This window comes from Burkholderia sp. M6-3, from assembly GCF_050858985.1.
Classification (GTDB): Bacteria; Pseudomonadota; Gammaproteobacteria; order Burkholderiales; family Burkholderiaceae; genus Paraburkholderia; species Paraburkholderia caledonica.
Genome location: NZ_CP110091.1, coordinates 296,019 through 310,140 on the forward strand (window position 1 = coordinate 296,019; position 14,122 = coordinate 310,140).

Consider the following 14,122-nt stretch of genomic DNA (forward strand, 5'->3'; position numbering starts at 1 on the left):
CGGCTCTCCGCTTTCGTCCACTGTCCTGTCAAAAACAGTCGCTGTAACTCCTCGCTTTCTTCTCTCTGCATTCAGTACGTCGCGCGTTGCACGGCAGCTGTCGTTGCGGACGCATTCTCGACCGACTCAACGTCGAATCCATAGAACGAACGAGCAGTGGTGCGCAAAATCGCACCAAGAGCGATCGAATCGAGACCGGCGTCGAGCAGCGTCGACAAGGTGTCACCATAACTCGTTACCGCTTCGTATTGCGTGTGCGGCCAGTCGCTGCCCCACATCAAACGGTCCGGCCCAAACTGCTCGATTAATTGCCGTGTCGCATCCGCAACGAACCGCGAGCCCGGTGCGGTACAGCGATATGCGCCCGACAGCTTCACCCACAGACGCCCCGTCTTGCCAAAGCCGAGCAGCGCTTTGAAACCCTGGTCCTGTGTGCCCAATGCGGGATCGGGCCGGCCGAAATGATCGACCACGACTCGCACGCCGCGCTCTAGGAGCTGGTCGATCAGCGGTGCCAGATCGGCTGCGTTTCTATGCAACTCGACATGCCAATCCAGTCGCGCAACGTGGTCCAGCAACGACGTCCACGGTCGCGCGCGCAAATCCGGCAGCGTCTGCTCGATAAGGTTAAGCCGAACGCCCGTCACGCAATGCCTGTGCAGATCATCGAGCTCATTCGCGCTTGTGTCCGGGGCAACGACAGCAACGCCGCGCAAACGCTCGGTGTTCGCAGATAGCGCTTGCAACAGGTAACGATTGTCGGTGCCGAGAAAGCTGGGCTGCACGAGCACCGCATGCGTCATTCCATGCGCGTTCAGCAGCGGCAGAAAGTCGTCGAGCGTTGCGTCGTAGGCCGGCGCGTAGCGGCGATCGCCGGTCAGCGGCAAGCCCTGCTCGAAAACGTGTGCGTGGGTGTCGACGCCACCCTGTACAAACGACGGTAAGGATGCATGTGCGTTCATATTCAACTGCGCGGAGAGTTCAGGTTGAGGCGCGCTGCGTCGGCGGCATCTGCGGCATCTGCGGCCTGCTCCGGCGCGGTGTCACGCAGACGCTTGCCGCGCGTTTCCGGAAGCAGTAGTACCGCGGTCATCGCAAGCCCGTAGGCAATGGCTGCGTCGATGCCGATGGCCGCGCCGAGCGACATCGAATGGCTCATGTAGCCGACCAGGACCGGAAAGCCTGCGGATGCAATGCGCCCGAAGTTGTAGCAGAAGCCGACGCCGGTGCCACGCATGTCGGCGGGATAGAGTTCGTTGAAGAGCGGGCCGAGGCTCGCCGGAATGCCGGCGGCAAAGAGGCCGAGCGGGAAGCCAAGCACGAGCATCTGCATATTCGTCAACGGCAACATGACGTATGCGAGCACGGTGACGATGCAGCAGAAAGCGAATAATGCGATGTTGCGACGCCGGCCGATCCGATCGAGCAGGTACGCGCTCAGCATGCAGCCGCACCAGAACGCGACGATCACGACGGCGAGGTAGCCGCCGGTATTCAACACCGACAAATGCCGTTCCTTCGCGAGAAACGTGGGCAGCCACGTCATGATCGCGTAGTAGCCGCCGTGAGCACCCGTGCCGAGCACCGCACCGATGATCGTGGTTCGAAGCACGCGAGGCTGAAACACTTTCAGGATCTGACCGAACGCTGAGACCTTGGGACCGACTCTCGCGCCGGCGGGCTCAATGTGCACCGGCTCTTTCAGATTGCGCCGCACGAACAGCACGAGGCCGGCGGGCAGCAGGCCGACTGCAAACATCACGCGCCAGGCGGTGTCAGAGGGAAGCCATGAGAATACGGCTGCGTAGACCAGCACCGCGGCGCCCCAACCCACGGCCCACGCGCTTTGCACCGCGCCCATTGCCTTGCCGCGATGTTCGGTGCGGATCGTCTCCGCCATGAGCACAGCACCGGCAGCCCATTCGCCGCCGAATCCAAAGCCTTGCAGCGCTTTGAGCAGCAACAGCTGCGGGAAATTCTGGGCGAATGCGCACAGGAAAGTGAAGCCGGCGAACCAGAGAATCGTCATCTGCAAGGTGCGCACGCGGCCGAAGCGGTCCGACAGCGCGCCAGCAATCCAGCCGCCTAGCGCCGACGAGACCAGGGTCACACCGCTGATCGCGCCCGCCTGCGTGTGGTCGATGCCATACGCCGCGATGATCGCCGGAATGGCAAGCGTGAACATCTGCACGTCGAGCGCGTCCAGACCCCATCCCGCGAAACACCCCCAGAAGGTGTTGCGCTCGACAGGCGTACCCTGCCTGTACCAATTGAACATAGCCATCTCCGTCCGTTCGTCTTGCTGTTTGGTGATTCATATATATGACTGTATGAATCTTGCGCCCAATCGGACTCCAGGTCATTGGGTAATAACCCTCGCTCGCTTTCGATCGATTCAATGCGGTACAGTAGTTACTCCTCTGCATAACTGTATGAATCCATGAATACGGCGTCTTTCGTGTCCAGGCCGGACGACCGGCTGCCCCGTTATCAGCAATTGCGCGACGACCTTGTGAGCCGCATTGCCGCCGGCGAATGGGCACCCGAAGAGGCCATCGCTACCGAGGCGGAACTAGGCCAGTTCTACAACGTGTCGACCGGCACCGTGCGCAAGGCGATCGACCTGCTGGTCAGCGACGGCGTGCTCACCCGCACCCAAGGCAAAGGCACGTTCGTGCGGCGGCCGCGCTTCGACTCGTCGCTGTTCCGCTTCTTTCGTTTTGTCTCGCGCGACGGCCAGCCGGTGCGTCCCACCGCGCGCGTACTGAAGCGCGAGGTGGTGAAGCCCAGTGAAGAGATTCGCAACGCTCTGCGGATGAATGCCTCGGAGAAGGCGATCCACCTGTCGCGCGTGCGAATGATCGAAGGACAGGCGGTGTTATCGGAGGAAATCTGGCTGCCGCGCGCCCGTTTTGAAGCGCTTGCCGCGTTGCCGCTCGACAAATTCGAAGACCTGCTGTACCCGCTCTACGAACGGCTCTGCAAGCAGATGGTGGCCTCGGCAACCGAAATACTCCGCGTAGAACAGGCTACCGCCGAAACGGCTTCGCTGCTCGGCATGAAAACCGGCAGCCCGGTGATTCTGGTTCACCGCGTCGCCTCCGACTTCGCCGGCACGCCGTTCGAATGGCGTAGCACGCGTGGCGCGGCCGACACGTTCCAGTACCAGGTTGAAATCCGCTAGACCCGCGTTAGCCCGCCGGTTTCCGCCGTACATAGCTTCCCACTCAGGGTGGCGTTGCCCGTCATGCGGGTATCACCCCATGGCGCCCGGCTCAAATTCCTACAATCATATATATGACTGTATCAATTTTTATTTGCCGGGCAGTCGGGCAAGCGGAGAAACCATGTCCACACAACTAACATTCGAGCAGCAGGTCATGAAAAAGATGGCGTGGCGGTTAATGCCGCTACTCATCGTCATGTTCCTGATTTCGTTCATCGACCGCCAGAACGTCGGCTTCGCCAAGCTGGAGATGGTGCACGACCTCGGCATGACTGAAGCGTCGTACGGATTGGGCGCGTCGCTGTTCTTCATCGGCTATCTGCTGTTCGAGGTGCCGAGCACGCTCGCGCTGCATCGCTTCGGCGCGCGCGCATGGCTCGCCCGCATCATGATGACGTGGGGCATCGTAACGGTGCTGATGGCGTTTGCCCGGTCGCTGCCGGTGTTCTATTCGTTCCGCTTTGCGTTGGGCGTCGCTGAAGCCGGGTTCTATCCGGGCGTCATCTATTACCTCACGCAGTGGTTCCCGCAGAGCTATCGCACGAAAGTGCTTGGCTTCTTCACGCTCGGCAGTTCGCTCGCCAATATGCTCGGCTCGCTGATCGGTGGTCTGTTACTCACGCTGGGCGGCACCTGGGGATTTGCCGGCTGGCAGTGGGTGTTCATCGCGACCGGCCTGCCGGCTGTGGTGGTTGCATTTGTCGCGCTGAAGTATCTGCCGAATTCGGTGAGCGACGCACCGTTCCTCTCGCAACAGGAAAAGGATGTGGTGCTCGCCGCGCTCAAGCGCGAGGCGGCGGGCGATGCCAAGGCGACGCATCCGTGGGCTGCGCTGCTCGATCCCAAGGTGCTGATGTTCGCGCTGACCTACATGCTGATGTCGACGTCGCTGTACGGCGTGACCTACTGGATGCCGACGCTGCTCAAGAGCGACGGTGTGTCGTCGTCGCTCAATGGCGTGCTCAATATGATTCCGTGGGCGCTCGCCACGCTGCTGTTGCTCTGGCTTCCCGGCAAGCTCAAGCGTGAGCGCGTGGTGTTGAGGGCGATGAGCATTGTTGCGGCAGTTGGCGTGGTGGGCTTCGCGTCGAGCCTCGTGCTGCCGACCGCAACGCTGCGCTTTGCGGCGCTGTGCCTGGGCGGGGCATGCATTCCGTTACTGTATCCGTGCTTCTGGTCGCTGCCGCCGCGCTTTTTCTCGGGCGCTCGCGCCGCTGCGAGTGTCGCGGCGATCAATGCGATCGGCAATCTCGGCGGCTTCGCGGGACAGAATCTGATGCCCTATGTCGGCAAAGCGGCGCATAGCCAGATTGCGCCGATGCTGGTGCCTACTGCATGTCTTCTGACGTTGGGAATTGGTACGGGCATCGCTGCTTTGATCAGCGCCCGCCGTCGCACGACACTTGCAGCAGCAACGGTACGTTAGCGCGACTAGACGCGGTGTGACGCGGCCGTGTCTATGCAGGGCCGCTAGCACGCGTTGTTAAACCCGCGTTGTTAAACCCGCGTCAAGGACGAAGCAGGTCGAAGCTCGCCAGCACGAGTACGCCGGTCACCGCGATCAGCGCGACCGAATGCTGGCCGAAGTAGAGAAGCGCCGCAGCAGACCACGACGCGAGCGTAAACACCGCGAGCTTTTTCATCGGAACCCCAGGGACGCGGCGAGCAAGCCGCTCACTATGCCGCAGACCACCACGGCCAACGCGACGACGGTCAGGACCCGCTTCGGAAACGAGCGACCCAGCATCGCCATAGACGGTACGCTGATTAGCGGCAGCGTCATCAGCAGCGCGCCCGCAGGCCCGGCTGCCATGCCGAAAGACAGCATCGCCTGAATGATCGGCACTTCGCCCGCAGTGGGAATCACGAACAGCGTGCCGGCGATGGACAACGCGACGATCCACAGCACGCTGTTGTCGATGTCCGGCCCAACGTGCGGGAAGAGCCAAGCACGTGCCGCGCCGAGAATCAGCACCAGCACGATGTATTCGGGCACGAGACGCAGCGTCATCGTGCCGAGTATTTTCACCCAGCGCGTGAATGCGGTGCCCGGTTCATCCGTCGTGACCAGTTGCGCGATGGCTTCGCGCGACGCCTCGGCTTCCTTCGGCGTCACCATGCGGTTCACGAGATAGCCAAGGCCGAACACCATCACCAGGCCGAGAGCGAGCCGCAAGCCCATCCACTGCCAGCCGAGCACGAAACCCATGAAGATCAGTGTGGCCGGATTGAGCGCCGTATTGCCGAGCCAGAATGCGATTGCCGCGCCGGGCGCTGCCTGCCGCGCCCGCAGTCCCGCCACCACCGGCGCTGCGCAGCAAGTGCACATCATGCCGGGCAACGACATTAGGCCGCCTTTCACGACGCTGCTGAAGTCGCTGCGGCCGAGCGCGCGCGCGACCCATTGCGGCGGAATCAGCGCCTGCACCGCGGAGCCAAGCAACAGGCCCAGCACCATTGCCTGCCAGATGGCCTTGCCGTAGGCAAGCGCGTAGTCGATTGCGGACTGCCAGGACGCTGCGGGCGCGCTCGCCGACGTACCCATCAGGATCGACTTGCCGATTGAATGCTGGCTCGCGGCGACGAACGCGCGGTTGTAATACGGGAACCACTTCACATAGAAGAGTCCGACGACGGCGATCGCGAGGAATACGATCCAGCCAAGCGCGACGCGGGGCTGCCGAAGGGTTGATTGCATGTTGTTCGTAACGTTAAGGTTGGGTCAGACTAGCGCGACTGAACGCTTATCGAGTTGCGCGAGGAGCGCTTTAGCCTGATCGACGACGTCTGCGTCGTTCGGCCGAAAATTGATTTTCAGCGCCTGCGGCAGTTGCGTGAAATGCTGATGGCTGCTGCGTGCGTATGCCGGATCGTAGTGGAGTTCGATCAACTCGTTCGCGAGTTCGGCGCGGCGATTTTCGTCGACAAATTTTTGCCACCCGGCAACGCGCTCGCGGCTATGCAAGCCGATCAAGCGTTCCAACTGCGCCTTTAACGACTCAGGGTCGTCGAACAGTTGCGCGTAGTCGTGAAGCAGAAACTCCGAGCGGTCTTCGCGGCTCGTCGCCACTTCCACACAATCGCCGCGATGAAACGTGTCGAGCAGGGCGAGCGGCAGTGTGATTGCGCCGATGCGGCGGCTCTCCGCTTCAACGAACACCGGGCGCGCGGGATCGAAGGTGCGCAGCGCGCTCACGAGCAAGGTGTCAAAGCCTTTTTGCGACGGCTGCGCGACGCCGGCCCATGCGCCGAGCAGCGAGCCGCGATGCGCGGCGAGCGCTTCGAGGTCCAGCGTCTGCGCACCTGCTTCGCGGAGCGCGGCGAGGAGCCGCGTCTTGCCGCTCCCGGTCGGACCGACCAGTGCGACGTAACGGAATTGGCTCGGCAGCGTGGTCAGCGCCTCGACGGTTGCGCGCCGATAAGTCTTGTACCCGCCGTCGAGTTGACGCGCGGGCCAGCCGATCATGTTGAAGAGCGTGGTGACGGAGCCCGAGCGTTTGCCGCCGCGCCAGCAATAAACCAGCGGCCGCCAGTTGCGCGGCCGGTCGGTGAACGTCGTTTCCAGATGAAGCGCGATATTGCGGGCCACCAACGCCGCGCCCACCTTCGTGGCTTCGAACGGCGACACCTGCTTGTACATCGTGCCGACCAGCACGCGTTCCTCGTTGCTGAGCACCGGCGCGTTCATCGCGCCTGGAATGTGGTCTTCGGCAAACTCGAGAGGCGTGCGTACGTCGATGATTTCATCGAAATCACCTGCTTGATCGAGGCTGACGAGTAGGTTTTTCAAGGGCGTACGGAGGAAAAGCGGACGAAGCGCTGCCAGATAGACCCAAATTATCGCATGCGGCGTGATTGGCGGCAGGGCACGGCTTTCTGCAACTTTTCACCGCGCCTTGTTAGCCGCCGCCTTCTTTCAGATCACTTCTACGCGCCCTGCGCCTGCAACCATTTCGCCGATCACGCGGGCGTCGCCGAAACCGTCGGCGTGAAAGAGCGCCAGCACGTCGTTCACAGCATCGGGTGAACACGAAACCAGCAGACCGCCCGAGGTTTGCGGGTCCGTGAGCAGGGTGCGCGCGCTCGGCGGCAAAGTTGCGGGTAACGAAATATCTTTACCGTAAGCATCCCAATTGCGCCCTGAGGCGCCCGTGAAAACGCCGGCTTCGGCAAAGTCGACTACGCCCGGCAGCCACGGCAGGTCGGCGTAACGTACGCGCGCGGTGAGCTTCGAGCCGCGCGCCAGTTCCAGCGTATGGCCGAGCAGGCCGAAGCCCGTGATGTCGGTGAGCGCATGCACGCCGTCGAGCCCGGCGAGTTGCGCGCCCGGCCGGTTGAGCTTGGTCGTCGCGCCGATCATGGCGGCGTAGCCGTTCGCGTCGAGCCGGTCTTTCTTCAGCGCAGCCGAAAGCACGCCGACGCCGAGCGGTTTGCCGAGAATCAGCACGTCGCCGGCCTGCGCGCCCGCGTTGCGCTTCACGCGCCGCGGATCGACCACACCGATTGCGACGAGGCCGTAGATGGGCTCGACCGAGTCGATCGAATGTCCTCCCGCGAGCGGAATGCCGGCGTCCGCGCACACCGACTCGCCGCCCTTGAGCACCGCCGCAATCACCTCGTGCGGCAATACGTTGATCGGCATTCCGACGATAGCGAGCGCCATCAGCGGTTTGCCGCCCATTGCATAGACGTCGGAGAGCGCGTTGGTCGCGGCAATGCGGCCGAAGTCGAACGGATCGTCGACGATCGGCATGAAGAAGTCTGTGGTCGCGACGATCGCCTGCTCGTCGTTCAGCTTGTAGACGGCGGCGTCGTCGGCGGTATCGTTGCCGACGAGCAGGTCCGGAAAGAACGGCAGCGGCGCGCTGCGTTTGAGCAGGTCAGCGAGCAGGCCGGGGGCGATTTTGCAGCCGCACCCGCCGCCGTGCGAGAGGCTGGTGAGGCGGGGCGAGGAGCTTGCTTGGGCTTGAAGGTCGATCATTGTGGCGCGAATTTGTGGCTTCGAATGATCGCATTATGAGGGTTGTGGACTCCGTGCGCTTCGGAGTTCCCCGTAGCCGAACCGCGGCGCCGGCCGAATTCAACGCGGAATTCAACGCAGAATGTCGGTCGCTTTGTGATTCCCGTCCACGCCTTCCACGAGGATTACCGGTCCGCGAGCATGCCGCATGCGCAACGGCAGGATGCGCCGATACGCGTCCGACGCATACCAGGCGCGCGCCGTCGGAAGGTCGGGAAACTCAATCGCGACCAGGTCGCCGTGCCACTCGCCTTCCACGACGTGCGGCCGTGCGCCGTGTACGATGAATCGGCCGCCGAATGGCGCAAGGGTTGCGTCGATACCTTCGAGGTACTCGACAATCTCAGCGCACATTTCAACGTCGTGCAAATGGGCAATCGCATACGCAGTCATGTTCACTCCTCCATGCATGAAGAAACCGGAACTTGCATGCTGCGTATGATTGCCCTCGCCCGGAGGCGCGTCGATTACCTCGCAGGTAATGGAATCCGCAATGTGCGGATCTAACCGAGCCAGCCCTTGATCGACTCGATCATCGCGGAGGTCGAAATACCATAGCGGTCGTGCAGTGTCGGCAGTGCGCCCGCAGCGAGGAATGCATCGGGCAGCGCCACCTGCCTGAACGGGCACGACACTCCGGCCCGCATCAGTTCGGCCGCAATGGCCTCACCGAGACCGCCGATGGTCGTATGGTTCTCCGCCACCACGACGAGCCTGCCCGAACGCTTCGCTTCGCGCACGATCGTCTGCGTGTCGAGCGGCTTGATGGTCGGCACGTGCAGCACGCCCACGCCGATGTTGTCGCGTTCCAGCGCTTTCGCGACTTCGAGCGCACGCATGGTCATGATGCCCGACGAGATCACGAGCACTTCCGCGCCGTCGCGCAGCATCTTTGCCTTGCCGAGTTCGAACGTGTAGTCGTATTCGTCCAGCACCGCAGGCACGTTGCCGCGCAAAAGACGCGCATACACAGGGCCGTTGTGTGCGGCAATGGCCGGCACCATCTGTTCGATATCGAGCGCATCGCATGGATCGATCACGGTCATGTTCGGCATCGCGCGCATCAACGCAAGGTCTTCCGCGGCCTGGTGGCTCGGACCGTAGCCAGTGGTCAGCCCGGGCAGCGCGCAGACGATCTTCACGTCGAGGTTGTCTTCGGCAATGGCCTGGTGCATGAAGTCATACGCACGGCGCGTCGCGAACACCGCGTAGGTAGTCACGAACGGCTGCGCGCCTTCGTGCGCGAGGCCCGCCGCTGCGCCCATCAGCAATTGCTCGGCCATGCCCATCTGGTAGTAGCGTTCAGGGAATTCCTTCGCGAAGATATGCAGGTCCGTGTACTTGCCGAGATCGGCCGTCATGCCGACAACGTTGGTTTTCTGCCGAGCCAATTCGGCGAGCGCGTGACCGAAAGGCGCTGAGCGCGTGAGCTGGCCCTCGCCCGCAATGGACGCGATCATCGCCGAGGTCTTCAGGCGCGGTTTGCTCATGGTTGCGTTGCTCATGCTTGTCTCCCTGCTTCAAGTGCTTCGAGCGCCAATTGCCATTCGTGCGCATCGACGCGGATAAAGTGGTTCTTCTCGCGCTCTTCGAGGAACGGCACGCCGCAACCCATGCGCGTATCGGCGACGATCATGCGCGGCTCCTTGCCGGGATGCTTGCGGGCCGCGTCGAACGCGGCGGCCACGGCGCCGATATCGTTGCCGTCCACACGTTGCGTGAACCACCCGAATGCTTCGAGCTTCTCCACTAGCGGTTCGAACGCCATGATCTGTGTCGACGGCCCGTCGGCCTGCTGGTTATTCACGTCTACAACGGCGATCAGGTTGTCGAGCTTCCAGTGGCTCGCGGACATGATGCCTTCCCAGATTGCGCCTTCGTCGAGTTCGCCGTCCGAGAACAGCGTGTACACGAACGACTTCGAGCCCTTGCGCTTGAGTCCTAGACACCGGCCGACCGCAATCGTCAGTCCGTGTCCAAGCGAGCCGCCGGACATTTCCATGCCGGGCGTGTAGCTCGCCATGCCGGACATGGGCAGACGGCTGTCGTCGCTGCCGTAGGTCTCCAGTTCTTCGGCGGGCAGAATGCCTGCTTCGAGCAGCGCCGCGTACAGCGCGATCGCATAGTGTCCGTTCGAGAGCAGGAAGCGGTCACGCTCTTCCCACTCGGGATCTTCCGGGCGATAGCGCATTGCGCCGAAGTACGCGACGGCCAGTACATCGGCGATGTCGAGCGCTTGCCCGATATAACCCTGGCCCTGCACCTCGCCCATTAACAGTGCGTTTCTGCGGATGCGGTAAGCGTGTTCGGCAAGCGATGCCGTCGACGCATTGGATGGACTGTTCATGTCGTCTCCTGAGATTTAGGCGGAATAGTTGGAAAAGGTCAGCGGTTCACGGATTTCGCGGGCACGAGGAACACCAGGCATGCGCCGAGCGTCACCGCCACCGAGATGAAGATCAGTCCAGCTGTCGAGCGGCCTGTCATGTCGTTGAGCCAGCCCACGATGGCGGGCGAAAAGAATCCCGCAAGATTGGCGAAGCAGTTCACAGCCGCGATGCCGGCTGCCGCAGACATGCCGCCGAGCAGCGCCGTGGGCAGCGACCAGAACTGCGACGACGACGCGAGGATGCCGGCAGCCGCAATGCTCAAACACACGATCGACGCCGGCACGCTGCCGAGCGCAGGCAGGACCGCAAACCCCGCTGCCGCGATCAGCATCGGAATGGCCAGGTGAAGTCTGCGTTCGCGCCGACGGTCCGCGCTCATGCCGATCAGCGGCAGCGCGACGATCGCGCAAAGATACGGAATCGCGGTGAACACGCCCACCCACAGCGGATCGGCGACACCTGATTTACGGATGATCGTCGGCAGCCAGAAAGTCAGCCCGTACTGACCGAGCACGACACAGAAATAGATCGTGGCCATCAGCCACAAGCGACGGTCGCCGATGAACGAGCGAATCGAAATATGGGCAGTGGTGTGCGCGTTATCGCCGGCGACATTGCGTGCCAGCAGATTCTTCTCCGACTCCGTGAGCCACTTCGCTTTGGCGATACCGTCGTCGAGATACAGAAGAATCGCGACTCCAAGCACGAGCGACGGCAGAGCCTCGAGCATGAACAGCCACTTCCAGCCGGCCATATTCATCGCACCGTGGAGCGAATGCATGATCCAGCCGGACAGCGGACCGCCGACTATGCCCGCAAGCGGAATCGCCATGAAAAAGAGCGACAACGCCTTGGCTCTGCGGGCAGCGGGAAACCAGTACGTCAGATAAAGAATGACGCCGGGCGCAAAACCCGCTTCTGCAACGCCAAGCAGAAAGCGCAAAACATAAAACGCGGTGGGCGACTTCACGAAGACGAACGACGCGGAAATCACCGCCCACGTCAGCATGATTCGCGCGAGCCATTTGCGCGCGCCGACACGGTGAAGCACCAGATTGCTCGGCACCTCGAACAGGAAGTAACCGAGAAAGAAGATGCCCGCGCCCATGCCGTAGACGGTCTCGCTAAAGCGCAGATCGTTCAGCATCTGCAGCTTCGCAAAGCCGACGTTGACGCGATCCAGATACGCGCCGAGATAGCACAGCATCAGAAACGGGATCAGCCTGCGGCTTACCTTGGCGTAGGTGCGCGATTCGAAGCTCGTCGCGTCTGAGTGCGCCAACACTTCGCCGTCGATAGCAGAAGCGGTGTATTTCGATTTCATGTTTTGTCTCCTTCCATGGGCCCCGGGTTCGCCCGGGTGCCAGGAACACAGCGCCGCCTTGCGGGCGAGCGCTGTCGTCAATGAATGAGCATGCCGCCGTTGACGTCGAGCGTGACGCCAGTCAGATACGTCGAGAGATCGCTCACGAGAAAGAGGCACGCGTTCGCGACATCGGCGGCGTCGCCCAGTCTGCCGAGCGGAATGCCTTTGAGGATGTCCACGCGCATTTCCGCAGTGAGCTTGTCGCCGGTGATGTCGGTCTGGATGAGCCCCGGCGTGATCGAGTTGACGCGGATGCTGTCGGGACCGAATTCGCGGGCCATTGCACGCGCGAGACCGAGTACACCGGCTTTCGCCGCGCTGTAATGCGGGCCGCCGAAAATGCCGCCGCCGCGTTGCGCCGACACAGACGACATGCACACGATGCTGCCGTGCTTCTGCTCCTTCATTGCAGGCAGTACGGCTTGCGACATGTAGAGCGTGCCGCGCAGATTCACATCGACGATTGCGTCGAAACCTTCGGCGCTAATGTCTAGCGTGCGCACTGGCTGCGTGATGCCGGCGTTGTTGACGAGGCCGTCTATGCGCCCATATCGTTCGAGCGTGGCGGTCGCGGCCTGCACGCATGCAGCTTTATTGGTGACGTCGCAAGCAAGGCCTAGATGTGCCGCGCCCAGATCGGCTGCGGCCGCTTTCGCGTCTTCTTCGCGCAGATCGAGAATCACGACGCGCGCACCCTGGGCGGCCAGTGCCTTCGCCGTCGCCTTGCCGATTCCACGCGGGGAAGCCGCGCCCGTGACGATAACCACCTTGTTCTCGAGCAGCATCACTTGTCTCCTGAATGTTGATGTGATGGAGCCAGTGTCCGGCACGCCGCGCGTGGCATCAACGCAGTACGGCTCAACTATGCTTGAGAAATTTTCAGGTGTTCGGGAGGGCGGACGCGACGCTTGCTGCGCGGGGGTTGGCGGCCTGCGAAGCAATCCGCCGAATGAGCAGGGTGCTGGAATACCCTGGTGTCGATCTGCCGGTGTTTTTAAGCCGCGCGTTCTCTCTGACCGATTTCGCGGTCGATCCACGCGATGAATCGCGCGACCCGTGGCAACTCCGCATTCTGCGGCGGACACACCAGATGATGCGCGCCGACCTCGACCGCATGCGAGTGATCGAACACCGGCACGAGCGCGCCTTCCTTGATCCGTACCGACGCGAGCATCAGACTTTCGAGCGCGATGCCGAGTCCGAGCGCCGCCGTTTCGAGCGACATGTACGAGCGGTCGAACGAGAAATCGAACGTCTTGTGCGCGGCGGAGACACCGGTACGCCCGAACCATTGCTTCCACTGAACGAGCGGCGTTTCTGAGTAGATCAGACGATGGGCAAGAAGATCTTCCGGCGTCTTTACCGGGTGGCTCCGCAAATAGGCCGGCGATGCAAGCGGCGCAATGAACTCGTTGCGCAGCGTCCGCACTTCCAGATCGCGCCAGTTCGCATAACCGTGGCGAATGTCGATGTCGTAATAGCCGCTTGTGAACGACACATCTTCGTATGAGCATGCGAGGTTCAGCTGGATGTCCCCGTTCGCTTCCTGAAACGATGCGAGTCGCGGGAGCAGCCACATCAGCCCGAAGCTGGGGCTCGAATGCACGCGCAGAATGTCGACCTCGGTGCGGCTCGACGCGCGCTCGGTCGCGCGGCTCAGGTCCGCAAGAGAACCCGTGACGTCCGAGAGATAGCGCTCGCCTGTCGGCGTAAGCACGAGGCCCCGGCCTGAGCGGTAGAACAGCGTCTGGCCGATGATCGACTCCAGATTGCTGATCTGATGACTCACTGCCGAAGCGGTCAGCCCAAGCTCCTCCGACGCACGATTGACGCTCCCAGTTCGAGCCACGCTCTCAAAAGCGATGATGGCTTTGACGGGTGGTATGCGCATGGTGAAGTCTTCTCGGTGCGGTTGTGAAGTGTTCGGATGCCGGCCATACGAAGGCAAGCACAGTAGTGCGGTAAACCATGAACCGGTCTGGCGCAACGCAGCGAGCGCGCGAGACGCAGCCCCGATTATCCGTCAATTGTCAGTGACTGCTTCGCCGGTACGCGCTTTGCTGGATCGATGCAGGCGACGAAGCGGACCCGCGATCGCCGGCAGCAACGGCATGGAGGCG

14 protein-coding genes are annotated in these 14,122 nt (G+C 62.3%); 2 read left to right on the forward strand and 12 right to left on the reverse strand.

Annotation, left to right across the window (positions count from 1 at the left end; genetic code table 11):
* Positions 1-71: 71 nt before the first annotated feature.
* Complete coding sequence (locus OH764_RS18615) at positions 72-962, reverse strand: amidohydrolase family protein (protein ID WP_498850268.1); 891 nt, start codon at positions 960-962, stop codon at positions 72-74.
* A gap of 2 nt (positions 963-964) precedes the next feature.
* Positions 965-2,278: an MFS transporter gene (locus tag OH764_RS18620; RefSeq protein WP_498850269.1), complete on the reverse strand. Its 1,314-nt coding sequence runs from the start codon at positions 2,276-2,278 to the stop codon at positions 965-967.
* 162 nt (positions 2,279-2,440) lie between these two features.
* Here OH764_RS18620 and OH764_RS18625 point away from each other — a divergent pair, with 162 nt between their 5' ends.
* Positions 2,441-3,184, forward strand: a complete 744-nt coding sequence (locus OH764_RS18625) for a GntR family transcriptional regulator (RefSeq protein WP_498850270.1) — start codon at positions 2,441-2,443, stop codon at positions 3,182-3,184.
* A gap of 163 nt (positions 3,185-3,347) precedes the next feature.
* Positions 3,348-4,652, forward strand: coding sequence for an MFS transporter (locus tag OH764_RS18630; RefSeq protein WP_498850271.1), 1,305 nt, complete (start codon positions 3,348-3,350; stop codon positions 4,650-4,652).
* An 82-nt stretch (positions 4,653-4,734) separates the two neighbouring features.
* Here the strand turns inward: OH764_RS18630 and OH764_RS18635 are convergent, their stop codons facing one another.
* The 10 genes from OH764_RS18635 to OH764_RS18680 form a co-directional block, all read right to left on the reverse strand.
* Positions 4,735-4,869: a hypothetical protein gene (locus OH764_RS18635; RefSeq protein ID WP_006049077.1), complete on the reverse strand. Its 135-nt coding sequence runs from the start codon at positions 4,867-4,869 to the stop codon at positions 4,735-4,737.
* Positions 4,866-5,924 (reverse strand): permease, encoded by a 1,059-nt coding sequence (locus OH764_RS18640; protein ID WP_214875830.1) that lies wholly within the window; start codon positions 5,922-5,924, stop codon positions 4,866-4,868. The genes OH764_RS18635 and OH764_RS18640 overlap by 4 nt, the downstream gene beginning before the upstream one ends.
* 24 nt (positions 5,925-5,948) lie before the next feature.
* Positions 5,949-7,016, reverse strand: coding sequence for a tRNA 2-selenouridine(34) synthase MnmH (mnmH, locus tag OH764_RS18645; RefSeq protein ID WP_498850272.1), 1,068 nt, complete (start codon positions 7,014-7,016; stop codon positions 5,949-5,951).
* 126 nt (positions 7,017-7,142) lie between these two features.
* Positions 7,143-8,207, reverse strand: coding sequence for a selenide, water dikinase (gene selD, locus OH764_RS18650; protein ID WP_498850273.1), 1,065 nt, complete (start codon positions 8,205-8,207; stop codon positions 7,143-7,145).
* Positions 8,208-8,318: 111 nt separating this feature from the next.
* Positions 8,319-8,639: a DUF1330 domain-containing protein gene (locus OH764_RS18655; RefSeq protein WP_498850274.1), complete on the reverse strand. Its 321-nt coding sequence runs from the start codon at positions 8,637-8,639 to the stop codon at positions 8,319-8,321.
* Positions 8,640-8,749: 110 nt separating this feature from the next.
* A complete protein-coding gene (locus OH764_RS18660; RefSeq protein WP_214875835.1) occupies positions 8,750-9,751 on the reverse strand; it encodes a transketolase family protein in 1,002 nt (333 codons plus the stop codon).
* Positions 9,748-10,593 carry a transketolase gene (locus tag OH764_RS18665; RefSeq protein ID WP_027780300.1) on the reverse strand — a complete coding sequence of 282 codons (846 nt, stop codon included), beginning with the start codon at positions 10,591-10,593 and terminating at the stop codon, positions 9,748-9,750. The genes OH764_RS18660 and OH764_RS18665 overlap by 4 nt, the downstream gene beginning before the upstream one ends.
* Before the next feature lie 38 nt (positions 10,594-10,631).
* Positions 10,632-11,960 (reverse strand): MFS transporter, encoded by a 1,329-nt coding sequence (locus OH764_RS18670; protein ID WP_498850275.1) that lies wholly within the window; start codon positions 11,958-11,960, stop codon positions 10,632-10,634.
* A gap of 77 nt (positions 11,961-12,037) precedes the next feature.
* On the reverse strand, positions 12,038-12,787 hold the full coding sequence (locus OH764_RS18675; protein ID WP_498850276.1) for an SDR family NAD(P)-dependent oxidoreductase: 750 nt from the start codon (positions 12,785-12,787) through the stop codon (positions 12,038-12,040).
* A 209-nt stretch (positions 12,788-12,996) separates the two neighbouring features.
* Positions 12,997-13,893: a LysR substrate-binding domain-containing protein gene (locus OH764_RS18680; RefSeq protein WP_087752993.1), complete on the reverse strand. Its 897-nt coding sequence runs from the start codon at positions 13,891-13,893 to the stop codon at positions 12,997-12,999.
* Positions 13,894-14,122: the final 229 nt, after the last annotated feature.

Coding starts and splice junctions, on each gene's coding strand:
- OH764_RS18615 (WP_498850268.1), bottom strand. CDS start 962: ATGAACGCACATGCATCCTTACCGTCGTTTGTACAGGGTGGCGTCGAC.
- OH764_RS18620 (WP_498850269.1), bottom strand. CDS start 2,278: ATGTTCAATTGGTACAGGCAGGGTACGCCTGTCGAGCGCAACACCTTC.
- OH764_RS18625 (WP_498850270.1), top strand. CDS start 2,441: ATGAATACGGCGTCTTTCGTGTCCAGGCCGGACGACCGGCTGCCCCGT.
- OH764_RS18630 (WP_498850271.1), top strand. CDS start 3,348: ATGTCCACACAACTAACATTCGAGCAGCAGGTCATGAAAAAGATGGCG.
- OH764_RS18635 (WP_006049077.1), bottom strand. CDS start 4,869: ATGAAAAAGCTCGCGGTGTTTACGCTCGCGTCGTGGTCTGCTGCGGCG.
- OH764_RS18640 (WP_214875830.1), bottom strand. CDS start 5,924: ATGCAATCAACCCTTCGGCAGCCCCGCGTCGCGCTTGGCTGGATCGTA.
- selD (WP_498850273.1), bottom strand. CDS start 8,207: ATGATCGACCTTCAAGCCCAAGCAAGCTCCTCGCCCCGCCTCACCAGC.
- OH764_RS18655 (WP_498850274.1), bottom strand. CDS start 8,639: ATGACTGCGTATGCGATTGCCCATTTGCACGACGTTGAAATGTGCGCT.
- OH764_RS18660 (WP_214875835.1), bottom strand. CDS start 9,751: ATGAGCAACGCAACCATGAGCAAACCGCGCCTGAAGACCTCGGCGATG.
- OH764_RS18665 (WP_027780300.1), bottom strand. CDS start 10,593: ATGAACAGTCCATCCAATGCGTCGACGGCATCGCTTGCCGAACACGCT.
- OH764_RS18670 (WP_498850275.1), bottom strand. CDS start 11,960: ATGAAATCGAAATACACCGCTTCTGCTATCGACGGCGAAGTGTTGGCG.
- OH764_RS18675 (WP_498850276.1), bottom strand. CDS start 12,787: ATGCTGCTCGAGAACAAGGTGGTTATCGTCACGGGCGCGGCTTCCCCG.
- OH764_RS18680 (WP_087752993.1), bottom strand. CDS start 13,893: ATGCGCATACCACCCGTCAAAGCCATCATCGCTTTTGAGAGCGTGGCT.